Source organism: Candidatus Borkfalkia ceftriaxoniphila, from assembly GCF_004134775.1.
Classification (GTDB): Bacteria; Bacillota; Clostridia; order Christensenellales; family Borkfalkiaceae; genus Borkfalkia; species Borkfalkia ceftriaxoniphila.
Genome location: NZ_SDOZ01000005.1, coordinates 142,074 through 166,213, shown reverse-complemented (window position 1 = coordinate 166,213; position 24,140 = coordinate 142,074). Strand labels below are relative to the sequence as shown.

Here is a 24,140-nt window from a genome sequence, read left to right as displayed (position 1 = left end):
GTCTTTTGACCGTCTTTTTTTATGCCGAATTTATGCATTCTCGCCGATAAATTCAAAATAATCGATATCCAGATTGAACTGTGCGTTCGTCAGATCGTCTGCATTCAGCGCGTCGATCTCGCATTGCATGAAAAAGGCAAGATATGCGTCTACGATCGCCCGTTCATTTTCTGTCAGCGCGTCGAAAGTTTTTGTGTAGCCGAGATTAGCGCAGCGAGATTGCCCGTAACCCGTCTGGGACGCGGTTCCGCACAGCCAGCCGCGGTAAGCGTCGATTGCTTCCATCGATTGGCGAATGACCATAGAAAAGCATAGCGAAAGGGACTGCTGCGGTGCAAGCGGGATATTTTCCGCGACTTTTTCGGAAAAGGCGTATCGCCACAGATAACCGTCCGTCGATAAGGCGACGTCGGTTTGTTCCGTAACATCGGCATAGCGGTAATTGAAATCGTCGAAAGAGAGCGTGAATTTTGCGGTATGCGCGGCGGCGAGCGCCATCGCATTATTCAGCAAAGTTTCCGAAGGCGTAAACGCGGCGGAGGACTGCTCGCCGCATTCCGCACGGTAATCGGAAAACAAACTGAAAATATATTCCGAAAATTCTCCGAGCCGCAAAGAAAGATTGACGTCCGTTTCGGTCTGATTCGTCACGTCGAAAAGGAAAGCGATATAGTGGTTTTGGTCTAAGTCGGTAATTTTTGTAAGACTTGTTTTGTCGAGTGGTCTATATTCGGGGACGGCGCTCTCTTCCGTCGAAACTACGGCATAATATCCGCTTGCCTGTAATCTGGCGTCGCCGGTGACTACGACCACCGAACTTTGCGGCTTGATGAACCAAGCGAATATCGTACCCGCGGCGGCGAGCAGCGCCGCGGCGAGGGCAAAAGATGCGATCATTATTTTTTTGCGGTTTTTCATGACTGGACCTCCGCGTAATAAACAGTGACGGAAAATTCTCTGTACGCCGTAACATTGCCGCTCAGATCTGTCGCCGCCACAATGTAACAGCACGCCGCGTCGTCGGTAAGGGTACCGCTGATTACAGACGAGTTCGCATAGTCCACAATATAGGTAAGAGAATTATCGGTAACGCCGTTCAGATCGGAAAATCGAAAACGATAATCGGAGACGTTCAAGCCTGTGATATCCGCTTCCAACTTCGTTTTCGCATTTTGGCTGTACAGTTTCGTTGGCATGGCGAAAGCGTTGAGCGCAACGCAGCCCGCCGCCGTTTTCGTATCGATACAGCCGCCTTCGCTGAACTTGTTTGCATTTCCGTCCGAAATTTTCAAAGCAACGTCGCTGTCTTTCTGCGCGTAGATCCCGACGGCGTTCGTCTTGATCATCCACACGTAAACGGGCACGTTCAACGCGCCGTCCGTACCGTACATGGGATCGTTCAACCGATTGCCGTCTATCTTTAAAATACGTAGGTTTTTCAGATTTTTTAGCGTCTCGAACCTATAGATCGCATTGTCGGACAGGGTAAGGTTCGTCAGTTCCATCAAGTTATTTAATCCGCCGATTTCGCTTAAACAGCCGTTTTTCTGCGAGGACAGATCGAGGCTTGCGACCGTTCGCGCCAAAAGTTTATCGGTGCGGGAAACGCTGTTGGCGGAAAGGTCGGCGTTCATCAGATGCAGACCGTAAATCCAGGAGTTTTCGGCGTCAAGCCCGTACAGTATGCCGTCCGTAAGCGCGCAGTCCGATAAATTCAGCGTCTTTAAGGCAGAGCCTTCGTAGGCGGCAAAAGCGGAAAGATCCGCGATCTTCACGCCGTGAAAATTTATGCTCGGACTGTTCGCGAGCCGTTCGATTCCGTCGAGACGCACGCCCTCTGCGGGCGCCAAAGAAGAAAGTTTCGAGTAATCGAGCGTGCCTTGAAAATATTTGCTGTCCGAAAGGATAAGCCTCGCGCCGTCCGAAAGTTCGGAAACGTAAACGGCGTCGAGCAAGGAGATCGTCATTTGATAAAAGGTTTGGTCTTCGAATACGTAAGGGGTGTAGCCCGATTTATCGCCGACCAATTCGGAATTATCGCCGCATTTGAAAATACCGTGTATTGTAAACGTATAATCCTGCGTAAGCACTACGCTTTCGGTTTCCGATTCCAGATAAGTGCAGCGCACCTTTACAGGCGTGTTGGAATCGGGAACATAATTTCGGTCGGTCGTAAATTCGATGATCTTATAATAAGTGTTTCCCGCGTGTGCGAACTCGTTTCCGGAATAATCGAGATAACAGAGTTTATGTTTTGCCGCGTTGTAGGTTTCGCCGCCGACGCTGAGGATCTCGATGTCGGCAAAATAGGATGAAGAAGTGGGCGGCACTTCGAACGTTCCGCCTTCCAACCAGTTGACTTCCGAACTTAAAAACAGAGCGTCGAAAGGGTTGTTGCTCTCGAATCCCGTATTTTCGCCGCCAGAGCCGGGGATCGCCTGTACGACGCGCTGTTTTAAAATGCGCGGCGCATTTTCGCCCGAAAACGCGCATTCGTACTTAAGGTATAAATTTTTCGGAATTTCCGTCTGATCAGTTAATAGCGAAAGCGTCAGCCCATCATCGCCGAGCGTGAAATAAGCGGCTGCGTCGACGGTTGTATCCGTCGTACCGTCGGACGTGACCAGACAATAGCGCAGAGCCGTTAAATTGAGTTTCGACGAAGTGATCTTGGTGTTGCCGAGGTACAGGCCGTCCGCGCGAAGATTCAGCACGCTGTACGGCTGATTGGTGATGAACGCGGGCGAAGAATCCCGCAGATAATATAGCGCTTCTTCGACGATCGCCTGTCTGACGGAAAAGATTTTTTCCGTGCTGACCGAATTTACGATCAACGTCAGCGTGATACTTTCGGCAACGGGGAGCGCGCCTCTTCTTAAGAAAAATGATTCGATTTTTACCGAATCGGCCGTCAGATAGCCGTTTGCGGCGTCGTAAACAAATTGTACGCTCTGTGCCGCCGTGCCGTTGGCAAAAAATTTCACCGTATTTTCGTCGTTTTCGGGAAGGGCCGAGTTATCGGAAATTTGTAGCGTAAATGCCTGCGAAAAATCGCCTGCGGCGCATAGCTCGCCGAGGACGGACAGGAGTTCGGTATCCTCGCTTTCGGCGTAAATCCGCTCGGACAGGACTTCGCCCAAAACTTCCGAAAAGGCGCTATCGCCCGTACCGATCACTCGGAAATCAGCCGTAGCGACGCGCTTTTTTCCGCCTCGCTCCGCCGTAATGGTGATTATGTAACGTTCTGTCGTTTCTTTCCTTTGCAGTGCGCCTTTTTCGGAAATTTCACCGTAAAAAGGAATTTTTGTATCTGCGAACTCATAATAGAGGTTTACGCCGAAACTTTGATATTGCATAGGAAGGAGCAGGCTTTTACAGACGCGTTCGGGAATAAATGTTTTTGCAAAGTTCAAAGCGTCGTTTAAAATTTCGTCGCCGTACGTTGCATAATCGAATGTGCCGATAAAATTCTGTTCGTTCAATCCGAGCGTTTCGGAAACGTCGTAATACCCTTTGGGAGCGATCACGGTAAAAGTGACGCCGTCGCTTATGGCGACGGGTTTTAGCCCCGCAAGATAAAACCGTCCCGCATAGGAATGGCGGATCGTAAGATCGTGTTGCAGCGTAAGGGTTCTGTCGAGCGTATCGAGGGAACAGGGGAAGTTCAGCGTCAGCGATTCGTCGAGCGTAATATCGTCGATGAGGCAGACCGCATACGCCACGGTATTTTTCGAAAGCGCGTTGCCGATAAATTCAAAGGGATTATTATAATTTTCCTGCGTGTTTAAAAGTTTCAGATCCTGCGTCGAGGAAACATAAGCGTTGCGGTATTCGACCGTTTCTCCGTTATACGCAGCCTCCGCGGGACGGACGGCCAGAATTTCGACGGCGCTCGCGCTTTCGATATGAAAGTCGGTCGAACTACCGTTCAGTGCGAGATTTTTGTAGACGGAGCGAACGCGCTCTTTGCCGTTTTCCGAATAGGTTACGAGCAGATCGGGTGCCTGTGCGTTCAGCGTGCCCGCGCCTTCCATCGTCAGAATAACGTCGCATTTCGTCGTGTATGCGCCGCCCGCATTGGTCACGGTGAGCGTCGCTCCGTCCTCGGAAACAGAGGCCGAAAGCAGGGGCGTTTCCGCCTTTACGTTATAATTGTAACGGACCAGCACGTTGTATGCGTAGACCGCGCCGAAGGAGATCGCCGACAGCGCAAACGCGAGAACAAGCAATATTATTAAGATTTTGCGTTTGCGTGTCATAGCGTATTTCCTCTCATGGACAATGTAAACGTTCTTTCGTAAGCGTATCCGTCGCTGAATATGCGGCATACCGCGCGCGCGTCTATGCAGGATTCAGGGACAGCGGGATTTGTCAGTTGAACGGTCACGGAAGAGTATAGGAGCGTTTCGCCCGATTTCTGCGCGGCATAGTACTCTGTAGAAGCGAGAATCGTCTGTGCCTGCGAGGCGGTAAGCGGGATATCGGCGTCGAATAAGGTGTTTCCGATTTGCAGTGCTTTTGTGAGATAATAACCGTTTACGGCGACGTTGGCGCTTGCCCGTTTCCATTCGATGCGGTACAGCGTCCCGTCGCGGTTGATCGCCGCGGGCAGTTTCATGATAATGTTGTTACCTTCCTGCGCGTAATTACTTATATCCGCGGTCAGACGGTATCCGTTTTCCAGAGTTACCGTCTGTTCTGTTCCCGCGAATCGCGAAAGAATTTCCGACGCTTGCGCAAAGTCTGCCGAGGATACGAGCGCATAAACGTTTGTACCGTTTTTCAAATCCGTGTCGTAAGTCAATCCGAATTTAACGGCCAATTCCTTGTGGACGAATACGTTTACGCCCTTATCATGGAGCGCGTTCAGCAAATATTGGAAAGAAGAAGTGCGCAGATACGACAATCCGTTCGCATTGCCGGCGAGCGAAGTGCTTGTGGCTATGTTCACGGTTTTCAGTTTAGCAAATCCGAGCAGGAAATTTAGATCGGTCATCTGCGTCGTTCCCAATCCGTTATACGAAAAGGTTTCGAGCGTATTTTGAGATCCTTTTAAAAGGGGCGTGAAATCATTGATGATGAAATTACGGAAGTCGGTAATGCCGACATCTGAATTTCCATATACGAACGATGTCAAATGTAATGATGAAAGCGCCTCGATATTCGAAAATGCGCCCGCCGCCGCGGTCAGGTTTTTTAAATTGTAGAAAATTTCGATACCTGAAATCGAGGTGATGCCTTTTGAGTTCGTTTCTCCGAAATTGCCGAAAGACAGAGCGGTGACAGAACCGATAAACGACTTCGAAAGGATATATCCGTTGACTGCGTCTGAATCGCCGAAAACTTTTCCCTCGTCGTTGTTCAATTTCGTCGTTTGCAGCCAGTCGCGGAAACGTCCGCTCTGAATGATCGTAGATGCGAATACGACGGGGATTTCCACCGCGCCGGAACGATATTGCGTATAAAACTTATTGTTATAAAGATAGAGCGTGGCGTCGGGCGCGGTAACGCCTTCTACAACATAATACGTTTCGCCCGCGGCATTCTGCAAGACGATCTGACCGTTCACAACTGCGACCTGCACATACGTATCGTAATAGATCGCCGCGTTTGAAGTTTCCGCTCCGTGCCGAATGGTAAACTCGGACTTCTGCGACGTGCCGTTGACGGTAGCCGTGAGCGTATGGAGATATTCTCCGACTCCCGCATTTGCGGGGATTTTGGAACTGTCGATGATCATGAGTATAGCGCCGTCGGCATCGGTCGTAAAGGTAATGTAGTTTTGCGCGTCGGTTTGGGAAATATTGCCCGATATCGACCAGACGATTATCTCTCTGTTGCCGCCCATCCAAAGATATGAGGGGAGTTTGACCGTATAGACGGAATCTATCGAGTCATAATATAAAAAGTCTTTGATGGTTCCTTGTTTATCCAAATTCACGAGATCGACAGACAAAAATTTGAAAACCGTACCGCCTGGAGTCGGCAATTTATTTTCTTTTACCGTATACGTTTCGTTTTTATATGCGAGCGGGTTGGTGCCTGCTGCGACGGTCACGCCATACGCGCCGTTTTGCAATAAATGCAGATTTTTCAAATCGCTGATCCCGATATCTGTTTCAACGGTAACGCTTTGATTCAACGTCCATCGGTTGGAGTTGGCAACTGTTTCGGTAAAGCAATTATTGGCAAAAAGATAACTGACAAGTTGGGAATCGAAATATGAAATATCATGATCGCCCTCGTCGCCCGCTATATACAGAACGCTCGTAGAGTCGGGCCTTGAAAATCGTACAGGAAAACGCACCCCGACAAACTGCGCGTTGGCGTTACTGCTCACCGCGACGGTCGTGTCTACGGGGTTTTGCGAAACCGAGCGCGCGGTAAAGAATGTATAAGCCTCCCAAGTGTACGTATAACCGATGCCGCCGATGAGCGCGGTTTCAGAACCGTCCGTCAGGGAAGAACTGCTCGTCAGCGTCCCGTTCAGAGCGGTCACGGAATTCTCGTGTCCGATCGTATTTTGAAACACCTGCAATTCGGCAGCGGTCACGGTGTTCGCCTCCGTGCTGTTCCAGGCGAGCGCGGAAAAACTCTTGGAAGCATTTCCGCTTGCGATCGCGCACAGTTGCACAAGCGCGTCATAAGAGGCGCGGCAGCGCGTGCCGTCGATATAAAGTAATCGGATCGTGGAACTTGGATTGTCACTCGTGCCGCTCCAAAGTTTTTGAAGATCGTAGGGCGTGAAAGCGATATTGCCGCTGACGCTGAGATCTGTCAAAACAGGGAACGCCGCGGAGAAACCGTCGGGCAGATTGAGCGTCAATAAGTTAAGATCCAACGATTGCAAAGAAGTATATATCGCGCTGTTATTCTCCCGCAACTGTACCAGGTCGGAAATGTCCGTGATTTTATGATCGGAAAAACCGAGCCTTATGATTTTGGAGCCCCAGTCTTTTGTCAGTCCGTCGGTCGCGGAAAGAACTTTCGTGAATCCCTTTAAAGTGTAAACTTTATAGGGATAATTCGGTTTATCCGTACAGTTCGGCAGAGGATCGAAAACCGTTCCGATACGATTTTCTGTGAGTTTATTATTCGTAAATTTATATAGAAAAACCGCATTGCTGTCGCTGAAGTCTATAATTTGTTTGTTTGAGTCCTGCGTGGCGGAGGCAAATAAAGTTGCGCGAAGGTTATAATCCTCCACGTTGCTATAAAATCCGTCGCCGCTCCCCGAAACGAAATGATAAACATAACTATACGTATTTCCCGAAACGCCCGACGGCGGCGAGACAAGCCCCAAAATTACCACATAGCAGTTTGCCGTGAGAGTGAACACATATTCGTTCGCAGTCGCTGTCAGCGTACCGCAAGGGAGTTGTGTGAGTGAATCGGATAAAAGCATTCCGCCGTCCGTACCCGCGTTATCCATTGTGTCGCTCGTATTGACGAGTACGCGCCAGGTTATGTCATACGAACGTAAAATCGTACTGTCATATTGCAGAGCAAACCACGTGGCACCCGTGGTTTTGGGCAGCGTCAGTACAGTGGAAATGGGCAAACTGTACGTTTTTTTATTTAGCCAATAGAAAGTTTCGGCGGCAGGCTGTTTATACTGTAATCCCATGTCGAGCATGGCGTTCGTGACCGTGGCATAGTTTTGCGCCTCCGATCTCGTCGTGTCGAAACTGCCGTTTGCAGGCGCCGTCCAACTTGTAACGAGCGCGCTCGCCGTGTTCTTGGCGGCTGTACCGTATGTGCCGTCAGGCAAAACGATAAAGAATGCACCCGTATCGTTATTTTTGTTTGCCGTTCCAACCTTGAAAGACAGTCCGCCATAGGGAGTCGTTAAGGTGTTGTCCGCCGAGGAAAGGGCGTTTCCCGCTGCAATGTAGAGTTCTTTGACAAACTCCGCATTTGAAACGGAGATGCCGATGTTCGCGTTGCTTTGGATGACCGATTGCATGGTTAGGTTGCGAATCATCGATGTCCCGTCTTCATTTATCAGACCTTCCAAAAAGGTGAAATCCTGTAAATATCCCGAATTGCTTCCTACGATTGTCAAAGCGGTAAGCGAAGGAAAATATTTCATTGCTTTTGCGTTGACGATCAAAGAGTTGAAATTCTGTATGGTAAGGCTTTCCAACAGGGGTAATGGTTGCGTAATGGTCGTCAGATCCACCGCAGAATAATTTAAAGTGAGTTGTGTTATGTTGACTAACTCTGACCCGTCGCCGAGATTCGCGTCGCGAGAGATCGTCAAATTTTTTACGCCGGGCAAGTATTTTAAGCCGTGTAAAAAATTTTCTCCGCGGTCAAAGGCTCCGTTGATCGTAAAATTATTATTGTTTAACGATAGATTATCATTGACTCCTTGAACGCCGATATGGTAATTTCCATAATCATCGACAAAATATTTTTTTGGATTGTTATCCCGATTGTTGAGAATAAAATTTAAAGTGACTTCGTCGGACTGGATTTTTCCGTCTCCGTTTTTATCTTCGGGAGTTTTTTTAATTCTAAAATAATCGCTTCCATTAAAATGACCGTATTGTCTGCCTAATAAATATTCTCTTAAGTCGCGCGAAACAAATAACTCGGACAAAGTCATTACCGTAAAATCTTCCGGATATTTCGAATCGTTATAAACAAATATTTTCGAGCCTGCGTCTTGCGCGTTTAATTGAACATAATATTCGCCCGTGACATATAAGAAAGTTCCGTCGCCGTTTAAATGTCCGTCGTTCGCGCTGATCGAAATTTTTAAAAAAGCGGATTCCGACCAGCCGTATAATTTAATATATTTGATGGCGTTCGAATCAAATTGAAAATAAGTGCCTTTTGTGATATTTGCTTTTTGATTTTCGTAGATCGTCACGCTGTCGACCGTAAAGGACAGGGGGGAGGGTTGATCGTAAAAAGTAAAATCAAAGGAAGTCGCGTCGGCACTGCCATAAATAGGATAACTCTCGTTCAAATTGACGAACGCGAGCACTGACGGCAAATTGCGGATATTTTTCGGCAGCAGCGTTTCGTAAGGATCCCAGACCTGCGACGAGTTTTTCAAATAAACCGAAACGGAAGAATTGTTCAGATACACCTGATAGAGCGCGTTCAACGTGCTCTCTTCGTCAAGGCCGTAACTTTTAGAAACGTCGAGCATCTTTAGCGTCGTAAGTTTATCTGCCGAATACAGTTCGGAAAAATCGTAATTTTTGCCGCCGAGGATCAGTCCCGTAAGCGAAGTGAGGCTTGCAACGGGTTCCAGACTGATAATTGCATTGCCCGAAAGGTCGAGAGTGAGCGTCAGAAGATCTTTTAAAATTCGGATCCCGCTCAGATCGCGGATCCCCGCGTTCGACCAGTCGATGTTCGTCTGCGCCGCCATGCAGCGTTCATAATCGGCGGCGGACAATACGGCGGTCTCGTTATAGGTAATCACGGAGCCGTCTTTTAATTTGATCTCGATCGTCTGCCCGGTGATTTTATTGAAGGTGTCGAATACCTTATTGCGGAGCGCCAAATCGGGAAACGCCTCTTCCGCGGGGATATAATACTGCACGGACGGGTCATAGACGTACGCCTGGTCGTGATTCGAGGCGGAAGTTTCGAGCGTCAGCGTAAAAGAACGGCTGACCGTGTAATAATTCGTGCTGTTCGGCAAATGGATTTGCAGGCGTATAGTCACCTGTTTTTCAAAGAGCGGTGCGCTGACGGTATAACCGCTGTACTCGCCGTCGGTGTATTGAAAGATAAGATTGGTCTGCGTGTCGTCGGCAAACCAATTCAGTTTATAGGCGAAAATTTCGCTGCCGTCCGAATAATAATAGGTAGTGGGGAGGTAGAGCGTCTGGTTGACGCGGTTAATTTCTTCGACGTCGTGAATGACTTTCGCGGCGATTAGGGCGGAAGGTCCGATCAAAATGTTTTGATCGTAAACGAACGTTACGGTAGGATTGTTGATCTGAATGGTCGCGAGGGAATACAACGTCGCGGGGTCGTTGTCGAACGTCTGCCCGTTTGCGTTCTTCATACCCGTCAGCGTCAGAGATATTAAAGAATCCGTTACGGTCAGAGGATCGAAATCCGTGATTTTGTTGTTGGTCAGATCGAGCGTTTCTAGAGCGGGGAGATATCGAAGAGCCTCGATACTCGTAATCTGATTGTCCGCAAGATTCAGATATTGCAACGCATCCGAATAAGCGAAAGCGGAAATATCCGTGATCGCATTGTCGGAAAGGTCTAAATAATTCAATTGTGTAAGCGAAGAAAGACAGGCGATATCGGTGATCGACGAGGAGGCGAAAGAGAGCCCCTGCAAATTTACGAAATATTCTATTCCCTTTAAAGAGGAGAAGTTTACGCCCGAAAAGTCCAGATAGCGAAAAACGGTGCCGTTGACGGTAACCGATTTTGCATAAGAGGAACCGCGCGCGAGCACCTGGTTCCAATCCGCCTGCGCCTCGCCGCTGCTGATGATCCCGTCTTTGTTTGCGTCGAAACAGTCGCGGAGCATGGTATAAAGGGAATAATCCGAGATATGCGCGTCGCTGTTCTGAATAATTCCCTGTACGGTAAGCGTCAATTTATATTGCAGCGGCGCGGCCGTATCCGTCACGGCGTCGTAGTATAACTTATTCCCGTTATCGTCGGTATAGGGTGTTCCGTCGGCGTGCAGCGTATAGAGAGTAGACGTAAAGAAAACGGTCGTTTCGTCCAGCGTAGGAATGCGAGAGGGCAATATTTCTATATTCGCGCGGCGTTCGTACAGAGTTACGCTGTCGGGCAGCGGAGAAATTTCGCCTTGATACAGACTGTATTTTTCGCCTTCTTTGATGAAATAGGCAATTTGATCCTGTATGTCTTCGGCTCGAATGGGCACGTATTCATACGTTATAATGACAAATCCTTGCGCGGACTGTTCGGCTTCATAATCGACGAGCACCTGTACGCTCTTGCCGTCTGCGCGCGGCTGTAAAGCGCCGGGCGCGTAGAAATAATACGCATCGCCGTCGATATATGCGTTGTTCGAAAAGGAATTTTGCAGGCGGTAAGAAACGTCGTAACGCGTGACGTAAGCGAGTTCTCCGAGCACGCTGACCGCGGTCCGGAGGGTATGGCTCTTGCCGTCGGCATAGGTAAACGTAATTTCGATTTCCGCTTCGCCCGCATAGTTTTGCGGAATGGACGCGCGGCCGGCAATGGATACGGTCGCAAAATTCGCGTCGCTCGCGCTCGTCGCGACGGACAGATAGGACGACGCCGTATCCGAATGCAGCAACTTTACGGATACTCCCGAGATCTCGGCTTTCTGCCGATAAGTCCGCGAGATCGCGTCGTAAAAGTCGTAGAGGGTATCAATTCCCGAATTGTCCAGACCCTTTTGACGCAACACGATGGGCTCGTTCTCGTAACAGAGCGCGGTACGCTCTGACGCGGAAAGTATTTCCGCGTTTCTTTCGTAATAGAAAACTTCCGTTTGCGCGCCTTTTGATAATTTAATGTAGATTCCGACGCCTCTGTCGCGGAAAGTTTCTGCTTTGTCGATCAGTCCGCTTGAACCGTTCGGGCGGTACGTACCCAAAGAATTGAATAAAAATCCATCCATGGCGTCGTCCACGATCCATTCGATATGGCTCGCGGTTCTTGTATCGTAGGAACGCAGGAATACGGAAGAATCAATGCAGGCGGGCAGCGCCGTCATCAGATCGTCGGCGATCGATTTCAAACTGCTGCCCAAAACGTTGATGTAGCCGCCAAAAGTTTTGCCGTAACTGTTTTGATAGGATAGGGTGATCGAATAGGCGTAGCGCGAAGTCTTATGCGGGTCGGGCACGATGCCCGTGTACGACGTGCCGTCGGCGTTCGTGACTGTGCCGATCACGGAATCTTTGCCGTAAGAGACTGAAAATTCCTTATAATCCCGATAGAAGTTCAGCCCGTCGAAGAGCGCTGAGAGATCGTCTTCGTGATAATAGGGCTTTTCGTTATCTAGCGATTTCAGCCGCGTATCCAGAATAGATGAAAGGCTGCCGAATATACTTTCCGCATTTGTATCGTCGACGGGATAATCGATTTTCGCAACAAGGGCGTCGTCAATGAGATAACAGTCGTTTCCCGAAATTTTGTAACGCCCCGTGCCCGCAATGCCGCCGCCCGTCTTGCCGTTGATTATCCCGAGCCCCTCCGTTCCCGTCGAGTAGGAAATTTTCAGATCCGCATGGAGGGTGAGCGTGTGACCGTTCAGATCGATGCCGACTTTTCCTTTGGATACGAGCGCGGCGGCAACTTCGATATCGTCCGTCAAAACGATCGTCTTGTTTACGGAGTCCTGCCCGGTAAAATGATCGGCAAAAGTATCGTTGTCGGTCGCGAATACATAATCGGCGGAGGAGCCCGCGATATCGGCGGTCGCCTCGGCGCGCAGCGTAAAACCGCCGTTTTGGGCTATTTCGTCGTACTCTGCGGAGGTTTCGCCCGAGTAGACGAAACAAAAGGGCAAAGAATGGCTGTAATTGGTCACCATTTGACCGCCGAACGTATAGAAGGGGGCGCCGCCGTCATCCGTTTTGCCGATCTGATCGAGCATACAGATAAATTCGTAGCGAGCGCCGCGCAAAGCGTAAACCTCGATCGCCTGCGAAAGTTTTACGTCCGCGTCGGAGCCGTCCGTTTCGAGTTCGAAAGAAACGCGGTAATCGGCGACGACGCTGTCCGACCCCGTGACTTCCACTTGCACGTCTACTTCCTGCGAACGGTTTTTGTAAAGCCCCAATTCCGATTCGCCTATCTGATCGAGATAATTTTTTCCGTTTAGTTTGAATGAAATATTCGTGCCCTGAATATGAACGGGGTAGCCGCGATGAACGGATTGATTTAGAAATGCAAAAACCACGCCGACCGCCGAGAGGCAGCAGACGAGTAGCAGAACGATCAATGATTTAATTGAAGCGGTTAATTTTTTCATGGCACCAATATTATACGTTGCCGTTTTCAAACGACAATTTGATTTCGTGATTGAGAAAACAATTATAATTGAGCGCGCGATAGGTTCCGCTTTCAAAATGCGGAAGGACATCGGGGGGCAGTTGAATTTCAGGCGTAAAGCCGTTGGTTCCGAATTGTACGTAAAGAGTGAACTCCGTAGCGCTTGCAAGAACCGTCAACTCGGAATTGCGATAGATCTCGTTGTCGTTTTCCTTTATCAAGGGATATTTCTTTTCGTTTACGACGGCAACGAGTTGCATCGCGTCATGCAGAGAATTTTGAAGGGCGAATTCGTGTAAAAATCCGACTTGCGCGGAGAGCCGCTCGGTTTCGCTGAGAGAAGAAAGCGGCGCGGCCGCGTCGAAATTGCGCCAGTATTCCGCCGTGTTTCCGCTCGCGTCGGAAATAATTTCGCCTTTTTCGTAAACGCCGAAAAGAAGATCTTCTCTTGCGGCAAAAAACGCATTAAAATTGTCATCCCTTGCGTCTGCGGCAAGTTTAACGCCGAAATTTTTGATGTCGTCCGTAATTTTCAGTCCGACTGTCAACGTTCCTTCGGGATAAAGAATGATTTTTTCGTCGGGTTTCGCGCCGTTGATGCTGGTAATCGTTACGCCGTTGCTGTCGTCGCCTGTAACGCCGAAGTCAAGACCGTCCGTGCCCACGGAATCGGACGTGGTGAACCAGGCAAAAACCGCGCCGAAAACCAGGCACAGGCTGACGAAAAGAGCCGCCGCCGCGAAAATCAGTTTTTTTGTACTGCCTTTGATCATAGACGTATTCCCGAATCCCAATAAATAAAAAAGCCATGAAACGAAAAAGTGCTTCATGGCAACCGGCTGTCTTATCCTTTTTTTCGAAGACGTAGACCCATAGCTTTGCGTCCTCGGGTTTCCCGCGAGTTTGCTTTTACATTATAATTTGATATCATCATAGCATATTCAATAAAAAAAGTCAATGCTTTCGGAAAATAATTGTCGTGCAAAGTCAACTTAATCTATGGATTTGAGAGAAGATGTCATATCTACGGCGCGGATCTTATGTGACAAAAGCAGATCGACTAAACCGATAAACACGAGTACGACGGCGGCAGATAAAACGAATGACCACCATTTTATATCCGCCAACGATCCGTAATCGAGGTAAGCGAATACGAAACCGACGAGCGCGCAGCCGAGAGGAATTCCTAAAAGGGCGCCGATGAACGCCATGATAAATATTTCGCGGTAGATATAACCCGTCACCTCGCCGTCGCGATAACCGAGCACTTTCAGTGTGGCGATCTCCCGTTTGCGTTCGCCGATGTTCATATTCGTGAGATTGTAAATGACGAATACGCACAATAATAGGGCAAAAGCGATGATAAATGCGGAAATCATTGCGATTGAACCGTTGCCTTTTGATACGTTCAAAAGGGAAAAACCTGCAAAGACCAGCGCGGTAGATCCTGCAACGCATACGACGGTCATTATAAAATGCGCTTTGTAGCGGAAAGAGCGATGCCCAAAGACCGGAAACGGGGTGAAGGTGCTCGCAAGAGCGGGCATAAACAACTCGCCGGAAAAAGCGGGGAATATAGCGTGAGGAAGTAAAAAAATTCCGACGAGCAGCCCGACGATAGATGAAATCAAGCACGAAAGCACGGAAAAAGCCGCGTATTTGAATACGATTTTTCCATCGCCGTAACCTGCATCACGCTTTACGCCGTATGGAGTCCCGTACAAAATTAACGATATCTCAATCCTACGAAAAAGAGAAACCGTAACGGTTTCTCTTTTCGTATAGATAAGATTAAGGTTGCATTCTTCGTTTGATTGACTTTTTCGGACTGTTGATATAAAATAAAAAGACAAGAGTCATAAAAAGTTTGCATTTTCTTGTATAAAAAAACTCTCAAACCACAAATTATCGTGATTTGAGAGCCGTGGCAGGGGAGACGCGATTCGAACACGCAACCTACGGTTTTGGAGACCGCTACTCTACCATTGAGCCACTCCCCTAAAAGCCTTCTAATTATATAACATAATTTCATTTTAGTCAAACAATTTTCGCATTATAAAAGGAGTTTTGTATGAAAAAACAGTTTAAACTCGGCGTGATCGGCGGCGGCTTTATGGCACAGGCTATTCTGAAGGGCGCTATTCTGTCCGATTTTTTGCGTGCCAGAAAAGTCCTTGTCGCGGACGTGTCGCAAAAAGCGCTCGATAGTTTGGAATATCTCGACGTAAACACGACCACCGATTGCAGAGACGTAGCGGAGAACTGCGAATATGTACTGTTTGCGGTCAAACCGCAGAATTTCTTGGACGTTGCGAAGTCTTTGCACGGGATTCCCGTCGAAAAGGTGATCAGCATTATGGCGGGCGTGAAAAAAGATAAGATCCGCGACGCGCTGTTCGGCAGCGGTATCCGCATCGCGCGCGCAATGCCTAACCTTCCCTGTTCGGTGGGCGAGGGCATGACCGCGCTCGACCTTTCCGAATTTTCATCTTCTGCCGACGACTGCGAGTTTATCAGTTCGATTTTCAATAATATCGGCAATCTGCTTTTGATCAAAGAGGATAAACTCAACGCGGTGACGGGCATCAGCGGAAGCGGCCCCGCTTACGTGTATCTCTTCATCGAAGGACTCGTAAAGGCCGGAATCAGGCAGGGGCTGACGGAAGACGAAGCGAAAACGCTGGCGGTTTCCACCGTGGCGGGCGGCGCGGAAATGGTCGCGCATTCGCAGGATAAGACGCTGCGTGAGTTGGTTTCGGCGGTATGCAGTAAAGGCGGTACTACGATACAGGCGGTCGAATCTTTTGAAAAAGACGATCTGGAAGGAGTGATCGACCGCGCCGTTTCCGCTTGCGTCAGACGCGCGGAGGAATTGTCCGAGTAGTCTATGAAACAAGTGGAACTTTATACGGACGGCGCCTGTTCGGGTAATCCCGGAGCGGGCGGATACGGAGCCATCCTTATTTACAAAGGGCTGGAAAAAGAAATCAGCGGGGGCGAACCTCTTACGACCAACAACCGCATGGAAATTTATGCGGTGATCGCGGGATTGGAGTGTCTGAAAGAAAAGTGCCGCGTCAACATATACAGCGATTCGGCTTATACGGTGAACGCCTTTACGCAAAATTGGCTGGAAGGCTGGATCCGCAACGGCTGGCGCAAGGCGGACGGCAAAGAAGTCGCCAACAGCGATCTGTGGCAAAGACTGTACGATCTGACCGAATCGCATGAAGTACGGTTTATCAAAGTCAAGGGACACGCCGACAACGCATATAATAACCGCTGCGACGAACTGGCGCGTGCGGCGATCAAAAATTTACAAATATAACGAAAAATTAATTATATCTTATCGTTTTATTTAATATTCTTTGTTAATATTATATATAATAAGGTATATGGAGCATTTAACGGCTATCGTGAATAAAAAAGCGAAAAAATGGATTACAACCGCGTCGATCGTACTTTTCGGCGCAATTTCGATCGTCTTTACGATTCTGTGCATGCGCTATTTCAAAAGCGGCGTGCTCTACAAATACAATACCGTGATCACGTCTTCTCTGGTTGCAGCGGAAGTGATCTGTACGGGGCTTTGTTTTGCCTTTTTTCTGACGAATAAAGAGGCCGTGTATAAACTTCTGCTCACGGCGCTGGGGCTTGCCGCCGTATTCCTGCTCGGGGTGTATATATTGCAGGTCACGGGCGTGTTGGATAAGATCGACAGTGTGGACGATCTGCGGCTATGGATCGAACAGACGGGCGTCTGGGCGCCTATTTGTTTTATCGTGATCCAGTTTTTACAGGTCGTCGTCCTACCCATTCCCTCCGTGGTCACCGTGGGGGCGGGCGTGGCTCTGTTCGGGCCGCTCGAATGTATCATTTACAGTTATATCGGCATCGTTCTCGGCTCGCTGGTCGGTTTCTTTATCGGCAAAGTTCTCGGTTATCGCGCCGCCGCATGGCTCGTGGGAAAAGAGACGCTCGATTCGTGGCTTTTGAAGATCAAGGGTAAGGATAAGGCGGTGCTCACCGCAATGTTCCTTCTTCCAATGTTTCCCGATGACGTTCTGTGTTTCGTCGCGGGGCTTTCCACGATGACATGGCCTTTTTTTATCATCATGATACTGATCACAAGGGCATTGGGAATCGTGATGACGAGTTATTCGCTCAACGGCAGTATTATTCCGTACAATACCTGGTGGGGTCTTTTATCGTGGGCGATTATAGGCGTCGCAGTGATCGTTTTGTTTATCTTCCTGTATAAGAAAGGAGATAAGATCGAGCGTTGGTTTCTCAATAAATTCGATTCGTTGCGCAAACGCAAAAAAGGCGAGAAGATCGTAGGTGAAATCGAAGAAGAAAAACTTCCTTCCGAAAAAAAATCCGCGGGCGAGTCCAAGATCGTGGGCGACGTGCCGCACAAACATGACGAATAGAAATAAAAAAAGACGCTTTTTCAAAGCGTCTTTTTTATTATTTCGTTCCGAATATTCGGTCGCCCGCGTCGCCGAATGCGGTCATGATATAACCCTTTTCGTTAAGCGGCGCATCCGCGTAATGCGCGATATAAATTTTTACATCGGGATGAGCCTCTGCGACTTTTTTCACCCCCTGAGGAGAGGCGATCAGCGAAAGCAATTTTATGCGCGTATATCCGCGCTGTTTGATAAAGTCGATCGCCGCCGCTGCGCTGCCGCCCGTGGCGAGCGCGGGATCCACGACGATAACTTGCCCGTCCTGCGCATCCTTGGGGAGTTTGCAGTAGTATTCCACGGGGCGGAGCGTCTCTTCGTCCCTGTACAGTCCGATATGTCCGACGCGCGCCTTTGGGAAGAGTTCCGTTAAACCGTCCACCATACCGAGTCCCGCACGGAGAATGGGAACGATGGTTATTTTTTCGGTCACGATCTTGGATTTGAATTTCGAAAGGGGGGCCTGGATTTCGATTTCTTCCGTGGGAAGGTCGCGGAACGCCTCATATCCCATCAGCATCGCGATTTCGCTCACGATTTCTCTGAATTCCTTGGTCCCGGTCGTTACGTCGCAAAGATGAGTGATTTTATGCGCGATGAGCGGGTGGTCGAAAATCGTTACGTTCTTCAAAAAGTTTTCCATAGAGATTTATCCTTTCAGTATTTTTAAACAGTTTACACCATTTTTCTTTTCTTGACAAGCCGTTGACCGAAATTAGCGCAAAAAATTTCAGGCCGAGAAATTTTCTCGGCCTGTTCTCTTATTCTTGTTCTTCAAATTCGCTGAGCATTTCCTCGTCGCCTATGCTTTCTGACAACAGATCTCCCGAAGGATTCTGATCATTATGGTTACCGATGTGAACGAGCAGATTGGTGAGAAGCCCGACGATGAGCGCGGTTGCGAGCGCCGTGATCTGAAAGAGGGGGCCGCCGGTCAGTTTGTTGAAACCGAAATCGAGGGTCAAGCCGCCTATTCCGATAACGAGGATCGCGCTGACGACGAAGAGATTTTTACTGTCGTTGAGATCCACCTGTTTGAGCATTTGCAAGCCGCTGACCGCAATAAACCCGTACAAGGCGATGCAGGCGCCGCCCATGACGCATTTGGGGATGGAATTGATAACGGTCACGAACGGGGTAAAGAAAGAGAGCAGCACGCAGCCGATCGCCGCATAGAGAATGGTCACGATCGAGGCGTTTTTGGTGATCGCCACACAGCCGATGGATTCGCCGTAGGTGGTGTTCGCCGCGCCGCCGAAGAATCCGCCCACGATGGAGCCGATGCCGTCGCCGAGGAGAGTCTTGTCCAAACCGGGATTGGTGATCAGATCCCTGTCCACGATAGAGGAAAGATTTTTATGATCGGCGATATGCTGCGCCAATTCCACGATACCGATGGGAATAAAGATAAGCGCGATATTCGCGACCGCAACGCCGTCGATGGGATATTCGCCGCCCGACTGGATCGCTTTTAAGAAAGTGAATTTAGGATAATCGAAAATACTCGTGAACCTGAAATCGCCGAACGTGTCGATAAAGGGCTGGAAATTCAGAAGTTGCATATATTCTACGTTCGCGATCTTGCCGATGACCGTAAATATCAGAGCGAGAAGATATCCGGCGCCGATTCCTATGATAAAAGGGATCAGTTTCATCGTCTTACCGCCTTTTACCGAGGCAAGAACGATCACAAGGAAAGTGACGAGGCCGCAGAGAATAGAAAGCAGATTGTAAGTCGTCCCGCCGTTCGTGGATACCCAACTCGTCGCCGTACCCGACAGGCTGAGACCGATGAGCGCGACGATAGGTCCGATGATGACTGCGGGCAGGAGTTTATTGACCCAGCCGGAACCGACCGCTTTAACGATGAGCGCGATGGCTACATAAACCAATCCCGCGAAACAAATTCCGATGATGACGCCCCAATAGCCGTAATTCTGTCCGATGACCGCTTCGTACGCGCCGAGGAAGGTGAATGAACTTCCCAAAAACACAGGGCTTTTTCTTTTTGTAAAGAGAAGATATACGATCGTTCCGATACCTGCGCCGAACAGCGCGGCAGCGGGGTCAAAGACGAGCGAAGCGCCGTCGTGCGTCTTCATTCCCGACATCAGCATGGGGACGAGCAGGGTAGCCGCCATGATGGCGATCATTTGCTGAAAAGCGAACAGAAGAGATTTGCCTATGGGCGGTTTGGCTTCAATGCCGTAAATAAGTTTCATATCCTTCTCCTTGGCGTATAAAATTGCAAATAAAAAACCTTGCCGAAGACAGAGTACGGCAAGGCATAATAATACGGTCGTTTTAATTCAAATCTTGCCGATATCTCTGTATCGTAATTAAAGATTTTCTATTTATTTTAGGATAGCATATTTTTTCGACATTGTCAAAACTTTTTCGACATTTCGTTGCTTTTTTTTTTGAAATCGTTTACAATAAATAAAATCATAAATTCGGAGAGTCGAAATGAAGATTTTGGTCAGTAAATGCCTGCTGGGCGAGAACTGCCGCTATTGCGGCGATAACTGTAAAAACGAGCGCGTTTTGGCGTTGAAAGCCCGATATACTCTCGTCGGCGTGTGTCCCGAACAGGACGGAGGATTGCCGACGCCCCGTCAGCCCGCGGAACGCCTCGGAGAAAAGGTGATCGCCAGGGACGGCAGGGACGTGACGCGCGAATACGAGGCGGGCGCGCAAGCGGCTCTTGCTACTGCGCTGCGGGAAGGCGCGGCGTTCGCCGTTTTGAAAGCGAAAAGTCCTTCCTGCGGGAAAGGCGTGATCTACGACGGTTCGTTTACGGGCGCGAAGGTGAGCGGCAACGGAGTGACCGCGCAACTTTTGCTTGACAACGGTATACCCGTCTACACGGAAGACGAAATAGAAAATATATAAAAAGCGGGAACTGCCCCGCTTTTTTATTTGACAAAATAATCGTGATAAGATATAATGATGATATCAAAATGATATCGAAAACAGGAGGGTATTATGGAAAAACAGATCGATGAAAAAGTTTTGCAGGCAAAGAGCGGTTGGCTGATGCTTTTCATCAGCCTGATCATGGTCGCAGGCGGCATCGCGTTGTTCGCGTTCGGCGTGCAGAGAGAGGGCGCGGTCAGCGTCGTCCTTGCAATCGGCGGCGCGATTCTTGTCGTACTGGCGCTCGTTTTTATCAACGGCATGAAAGTCGTGGGGCCCAACGAGGCTCTCGTTCTGACCTTGTTCGGCAAATACTACGGGACCTTGAAACACGAAGGTTTTTTCTGGATCAATCCCTTTTGTTCCGCGGTCAACCCCGCGGCGGGACAGATCACCGTGGGCGGCAAAAAATTATCGCTGAAAGCGATGACGTTGAATAACGACAAACAAAAAGTCAACGACGAAGAGGGAAACCCCATCGAGATCGGCGTGGTCGTTATCTGGAAAATCACGAACACCGCCCGTGCGGTATTCTGCGTGGATAATTACGTATCTTATATTTCCACGCAGTGCGACGCGGCGATCCGTCAGGTCGCGCGCCAATATCCTTACGACGTGGCGTCGGACGGGGATGAAAAGTCGCTTCGCGGCTCTTCGCAGGAGATCGCGGAGATTCTGAAAAAAGAATTGCAGGGACGCGTGGAAATGGCGGGCATCGAGATCATGGAAGCGCGCATCGCGCACCTTGCGTATGCGCCCGAGATCGCGGCTGCCATGTTGCAGCGCCAGCAGGCGTCGGCGATCATAGCCGCGCGCCAGAAGATCGTGGACGGCGCGGTGGGAATGGTAGAAATGGCGCTCCGCAAACTCAGCGAAAACGGCGTCGTGGAATTGGACGAAGAAAGAAAGGCCGCCATGGTTTCCAATCTTTTGGTCGTGCTCTGCGGAAATAAGGACGCCCAGCCCATCGTGAACAGCGGTTCTATTTACTAAATCGGGGCCTAATAGAGATGGAGGAGAACAAAAACGCAAAAAAACAAATACCGCTGCGGATCTCCGCGCAGTTATACGATGAGTTGTCGCGCTGGGCCGACGACGAATATCGTTCGATCAACGGGCAGATCGAGTATTTGTTGCACGAGTGCGTGAAAACCCGAAGAAAGAAAAACATATCCGACGAATAAAGAGAGCGCACGGCATTTAGCCGTGCGTTTTCCGTTGAAAATGTTTGTGATATGTAAATTTTTATGTTATAATGGGATCTGATAAAAATTTCGAGGGCAGATATGTTACAGGTAACCAACGTAAGTTTGCAATACGGCAGTAAAAAATTATTCGAAGACGTCAATATAAAGTTCACCAAAGGGAATTGTTACGGCATCATCGGCGCCAACGGCGCGGGAAAATCCACGTTTTTGAAGGTGCTTTCGGGCGAGATTGAACCCAATAAGGGCGAGGTCAGTCTGGATAAAAACGAAAGGATGTCCGTTCTGATGCAGAACCAGAACGCGTTCGACACGCAGACCGTGGTCCGTACCGTCATGCTCGGACACAAGCGGCTGGTCGAGATCATGGACGAAAAGGACGCGCTCTATTCGAAAGCGGATTTTTCGGAAGAAGACGGCTTGCGCGCTTCCGAACTGGAAAGCGAATTTGCCGAACTGAACGGCTGGGAGGCCGAGAGCGAGGCGGAAATGCTTCTCAACGAGTTGGATATTCCGAACGAAGATCACTATGTTTTGATGGGAGAACTGGACGCGAAAAAGAAAGTAAAAGTACTTTTGGCGCAAGCGCTGTTCGGAAATCCCGACCTTCTTTTGTTGGACGAGCCGACAAACAATTTGGATATCAAGACGGTGCGCTGGCTGGAAAATTATTTGATGGAGTTCGAAAACACCATCATCATCGTTTCGCACAACCGCCATTTTCTCAATAAAGTCTGTACGCACATCTGCGACGTCGACTACGGCAAGATCAACCTGTTCCTCGGCAACTACGATTTCTGGTATCAGACTAGCCAGCTGATCTCCCGCCAGATGCGCGACCAGAATAAAAAGATGGAACAGCGCGCCAAAGAGTTGCAGGATTTTATCGCCCGTTTCGCGGCGAACGCCTCCAAATCCAAGCAGGCGACTTCGCGTAAAAAAGAACTGGAAAAACTTACGCTCAACGATATTAAACCTTCTCTCCGCAAATATCCTTTTATTGATTTCAAATTCGAACGCGAGATCGGCAACGATATTCTGATGGTCGAAGGTCTGACCAAACAAGGCTATTTTGAAGACGTGAGTTTCATCGTGCAGAAAAACGACAAGATCGGTTTTATCAGCGATAAGTCTACGACGGTCACCATGTTGTTCGACGTTCTCACCGGCAAAGTGCAGCCCGACGAGGGCACGATACGCTGGGGAAAGACGATCAGCCTATCCGTGCTGCCGCAGAATAACAACGAGTTTTTCGACGGTTGCGATCTGACGTTGGTGGAATGGCTCAGCCAGTATTCCAACGACAATTACGAAGAATATCTGCGCGGCTGGCTGGGCAGAATGTTATTTTCGGGCGAAGAGGCGCTCAAAAAAGCAAAAGTGCTTTCGGGCGGTGAAAAGGTGCGCTGTATGCTGGCCAAAATGATGCTCGAAGGCAGCAATTTTTTGATTCTGGACGAGCCGACCAACCATCTCGACCTCGAATCCATTACCTCGCTCAATAACGGAATGAATAACTTTAAAGGCTGCATGCTCTTTACTTCGCATGACCAGGAATTGATGAATACGGTCGCAAACCGTATCATTGAAATCAACGGTACCAAAACTTATGATAAGAATATCACGTATGACGAATATTTGGATTCGCTCAACGGATAGAGGAGGATTATGTACCCTTACGATTTTTTATTCGACGGGTTCAACCTGTACGTGCTCTTTATCACGCTCGGCGTGATCGCGGCGCTTGTGGTTTTCCGCATTCTTGCCGACAAAAATAAGTTCCCTGCGGGATTGCAGAATCTCGTTTTGATCGGCGCGGTGATCTCCGTCGTCGTAGGGTACTGTTTTGCCGTGCTGTTTCAAGGAGTTTATAACGCTTTCGAAACGGGAAAGTTCGTGATAAACGGGAGTACCGGCGCGACTTTCTACGGCGGACTGATCGGCGGGGCGGGCATCATGCTGCTCATTTATTTTTTGGGCGGCAAACTTATCCTCAAAAACGACGACAATAAAAAATATTTTTCTATGTTTTTGCAGATCGGCGTTTGCTGTGTTGCCGTCGCGCACGGATTCGGCCGCATCGGCTGCCTCACTGCGGGGTGCTGCCACGGGCACGAAACGGATGCCTGGTACGGGATCAATCAGTATATGTATACGGATGCGGGCGGCCACGAAGTCTGGAAGAAAGTCGTGCCTTTGCAATTATTTGAAGCGCTGTTTTTGTTTGCGCTCGGCGCGCTCATGTTCTATTTGGCTTGGAAAGGGAAAAAGTATAATTTCCCCGTCTATACGATCGGCTACGGCGTATGGCGTTTCATCATCGAATTTTTCCGCGCGGACGACCGCGGCGAAACGCTCTTTAAACTGCTTACGCCTTCGCAGTTGACCGCGCTCATCCTCATTTTGGCAGGGATCGCGTATCTGCTTGTACCCGTAATCCGAAAGAAAATAAAGAAAACGTAAGTTGTCCTGTTTTTCGACGGAAATTGTTATTTTTTTGAGTATATGCCATTTTTCGACATATACTTTACAATTTCGTCATAAGTTGTATAAATTATTTTTT

15 protein-coding genes, 1 tRNA gene and 1 riboswitch are annotated in these 24,140 nt (G+C 49.0%); of the genes, 8 read left to right on the top strand and 8 right to left on the bottom strand.

Features of this window, described 5'->3' with window-relative positions:
• Nucleotides 1–30: 30 nt before the first annotated feature.
• From ESZ91_RS11425 to ESZ91_RS11400, 6 genes are all read right to left on the bottom strand, one after another.
• Nucleotides 31–918: a hypothetical protein gene (locus ESZ91_RS11425; protein ID WP_129227404.1), complete on the bottom strand. Its 888-nt coding sequence runs from the start codon at nucleotides 916–918 to the stop codon at nucleotides 31–33.
• Entirely contained in the window at nucleotides 915–4,259 is a 3,345-nt protein-coding gene (locus ESZ91_RS11420; protein WP_129227402.1) for a leucine-rich repeat domain-containing protein, read from the bottom strand. Before ESZ91_RS11420 ends, ESZ91_RS11425 begins: the two co-directional genes overlap by 4 nt.
• Nucleotides 4,256–12,895 (bottom strand): leucine-rich repeat domain-containing protein, encoded by an 8,640-nt coding sequence (locus ESZ91_RS11415; protein ID WP_161971164.1) that lies wholly within the window; start codon nucleotides 12,893–12,895, stop codon nucleotides 4,256–4,258. Before ESZ91_RS11415 ends, ESZ91_RS11420 begins: the two co-directional genes overlap by 4 nt.
• A gap of 82 nt (nucleotides 12,896–12,977) precedes the next feature.
• A complete protein-coding gene (locus tag ESZ91_RS11410; RefSeq protein WP_129227398.1) occupies nucleotides 12,978–13,760 on the bottom strand; it encodes a hypothetical protein in 783 nt (260 codons plus the stop codon).
• A gap of 54 nt (nucleotides 13,761–13,814) precedes the next feature.
• Nucleotides 13,815–13,905: riboswitch (cyclic di-GMP riboswitch) on the bottom strand.
• Between the two features lie 74 nt (nucleotides 13,906–13,979).
• Nucleotides 13,980–14,456: an ABC transporter permease gene (locus ESZ91_RS11405; protein WP_161971163.1), complete on the bottom strand. Its 477-nt coding sequence runs from the start codon at nucleotides 14,454–14,456 to the stop codon at nucleotides 13,980–13,982.
• Between the two features lie 456 nt (nucleotides 14,457–14,912).
• Nucleotides 14,913–14,987 (bottom strand) — tRNA-Trp (locus tag ESZ91_RS11400).
• 71 nt (nucleotides 14,988–15,058) lie between these two features.
• On the opposite strand from ESZ91_RS11400, the gene proC reads away from it, so the two are divergent.
• The 3 genes from proC to ESZ91_RS11385 all read left to right on the top strand — a co-directional run bounded on the left by proC (nucleotide 15,059) and on the right by ESZ91_RS11385 (nucleotide 17,420).
• Nucleotides 15,059–15,871 (top strand): pyrroline-5-carboxylate reductase, encoded by an 813-nt coding sequence (gene proC / locus ESZ91_RS11395; RefSeq protein ID WP_129227394.1) that lies wholly within the window; start codon nucleotides 15,059–15,061, stop codon nucleotides 15,869–15,871.
• Between the two features lie 3 nt (nucleotides 15,872–15,874).
• Nucleotides 15,875–16,315: a ribonuclease HI gene (gene rnhA / locus ESZ91_RS11390; protein WP_129227392.1), complete on the top strand. Its 441-nt coding sequence runs from the start codon at nucleotides 15,875–15,877 to the stop codon at nucleotides 16,313–16,315.
• Between the two features lie 67 nt (nucleotides 16,316–16,382).
• Nucleotides 16,383–17,420 (top strand): TVP38/TMEM64 family protein, encoded by a 1,038-nt coding sequence (locus ESZ91_RS11385; RefSeq protein ID WP_129227390.1) that lies wholly within the window; start codon nucleotides 16,383–16,385, stop codon nucleotides 17,418–17,420.
• Nucleotides 17,421–17,457: 37 nt separating this feature from the next.
• Here ESZ91_RS11385 and upp read toward each other — a convergent pair whose 3' ends face one another.
• Entirely contained in the window at nucleotides 17,458–18,087 is a 630-nt protein-coding gene (upp, locus tag ESZ91_RS11380; protein WP_407923393.1) for a uracil phosphoribosyltransferase, read from the bottom strand.
• Between the two features lie 130 nt (nucleotides 18,088–18,217).
• Nucleotides 18,218–19,678, bottom strand: a complete 1,461-nt coding sequence (locus tag ESZ91_RS11375; RefSeq protein WP_129227386.1) for a uracil-xanthine permease family protein — start codon at nucleotides 19,676–19,678, stop codon at nucleotides 18,218–18,220.
• Between the two features lie 244 nt (nucleotides 19,679–19,922).
• Between ESZ91_RS11375 and ESZ91_RS11370 the strand changes: the two genes are divergently transcribed.
• The 5 genes from ESZ91_RS11370 to ESZ91_RS11350 all read left to right on the top strand — a co-directional run bounded on the left by ESZ91_RS11370 (nucleotide 19,923) and on the right by ESZ91_RS11350 (nucleotide 24,040).
• The gene (locus tag ESZ91_RS11370) at nucleotides 19,923–20,348 is read left to right on the top strand and encodes a DUF523 domain-containing protein (RefSeq protein ID WP_129227383.1); all 426 of its coding nucleotides are present in this window, start codon (nucleotides 19,923–19,925) and stop codon (nucleotides 20,346–20,348) included.
• 93 nt (nucleotides 20,349–20,441) lie between these two features.
• On the top strand, nucleotides 20,442–21,365 hold the full coding sequence (locus tag ESZ91_RS11365; RefSeq protein ID WP_129227381.1) for an SPFH domain-containing protein: 924 nt from the start codon (nucleotides 20,442–20,444) through the stop codon (nucleotides 21,363–21,365).
• Nucleotides 21,366–21,382: 17 nt separating this feature from the next.
• The gene (locus ESZ91_RS11360) at nucleotides 21,383–21,556 is read left to right on the top strand and encodes a TA system antitoxin ParD family protein (protein WP_129227379.1); all 174 of its coding nucleotides are present in this window, start codon (nucleotides 21,383–21,385) and stop codon (nucleotides 21,554–21,556) included.
• A 102-nt stretch (nucleotides 21,557–21,658) separates the two neighbouring features.
• Nucleotides 21,659–23,236, top strand: a complete 1,578-nt coding sequence (locus ESZ91_RS11355; RefSeq protein ID WP_129227377.1) for an ABC-F family ATP-binding cassette domain-containing protein — start codon at nucleotides 21,659–21,661, stop codon at nucleotides 23,234–23,236.
• Between the two features lie 9 nt (nucleotides 23,237–23,245).
• Complete coding sequence (locus ESZ91_RS11350) at nucleotides 23,246–24,040, top strand: prolipoprotein diacylglyceryl transferase (RefSeq protein WP_129227375.1); 795 nt, start codon at nucleotides 23,246–23,248, stop codon at nucleotides 24,038–24,040.
• Nucleotides 24,041–24,140: the final 100 nt, after the last annotated feature.

Bases quoted from the DNA above. Each gene is read 5' to 3' on its own strand.
- ESZ91_RS11405 (WP_161971163.1), bottom strand. From the start codon at position 14,456: ATGACCGTCGTATGCGTTGCAGGATCTACCGCGCTGGTCTTTGCAGGT.
- rnhA (WP_129227392.1), top strand. From the start codon at position 15,875: ATGAAACAAGTGGAACTTTATACGGACGGCGCCTGTTCGGGTAATCCC.
- ESZ91_RS11410 (WP_129227398.1), bottom strand. From the start codon at position 13,760: ATGATCAAAGGCAGTACAAAAAAACTGATTTTCGCGGCGGCGGCTCTT.
- ESZ91_RS11355 (WP_129227377.1), top strand. From the start codon at position 21,659: ATGTTACAGGTAACCAACGTAAGTTTGCAATACGGCAGTAAAAAATTA.
- ESZ91_RS11375 (WP_129227386.1), bottom strand. From the start codon at position 19,678: ATGAAACTTATTTACGGCATTGAAGCCAAACCGCCCATAGGCAAATCT.
- ESZ91_RS11420 (WP_129227402.1), bottom strand. From the start codon at position 4,259: ATGACACGCAAACGCAAAATCTTAATAATATTGCTTGTTCTCGCGTTT.
- proC (WP_129227394.1), top strand. From the start codon at position 15,059: ATGAAAAAACAGTTTAAACTCGGCGTGATCGGCGGCGGCTTTATGGCA.
- ESZ91_RS11370 (WP_129227383.1), top strand. From the start codon at position 19,923: ATGAAGATTTTGGTCAGTAAATGCCTGCTGGGCGAGAACTGCCGCTAT.
- ESZ91_RS11350 (WP_129227375.1), top strand. From the start codon at position 23,246: ATGTACCCTTACGATTTTTTATTCGACGGGTTCAACCTGTACGTGCTC.
- ESZ91_RS11360 (WP_129227379.1), top strand. From the start codon at position 21,383: ATGGAGGAGAACAAAAACGCAAAAAAACAAATACCGCTGCGGATCTCC.
- ESZ91_RS11385 (WP_129227390.1), top strand. From the start codon at position 16,383: ATGGAGCATTTAACGGCTATCGTGAATAAAAAAGCGAAAAAATGGATT.
- ESZ91_RS11365 (WP_129227381.1), top strand. From the start codon at position 20,442: ATGGAAAAACAGATCGATGAAAAAGTTTTGCAGGCAAAGAGCGGTTGG.
- ESZ91_RS11425 (WP_129227404.1), bottom strand. From the start codon at position 918: ATGAAAAACCGCAAAAAAATAATGATCGCATCTTTTGCCCTCGCCGCG.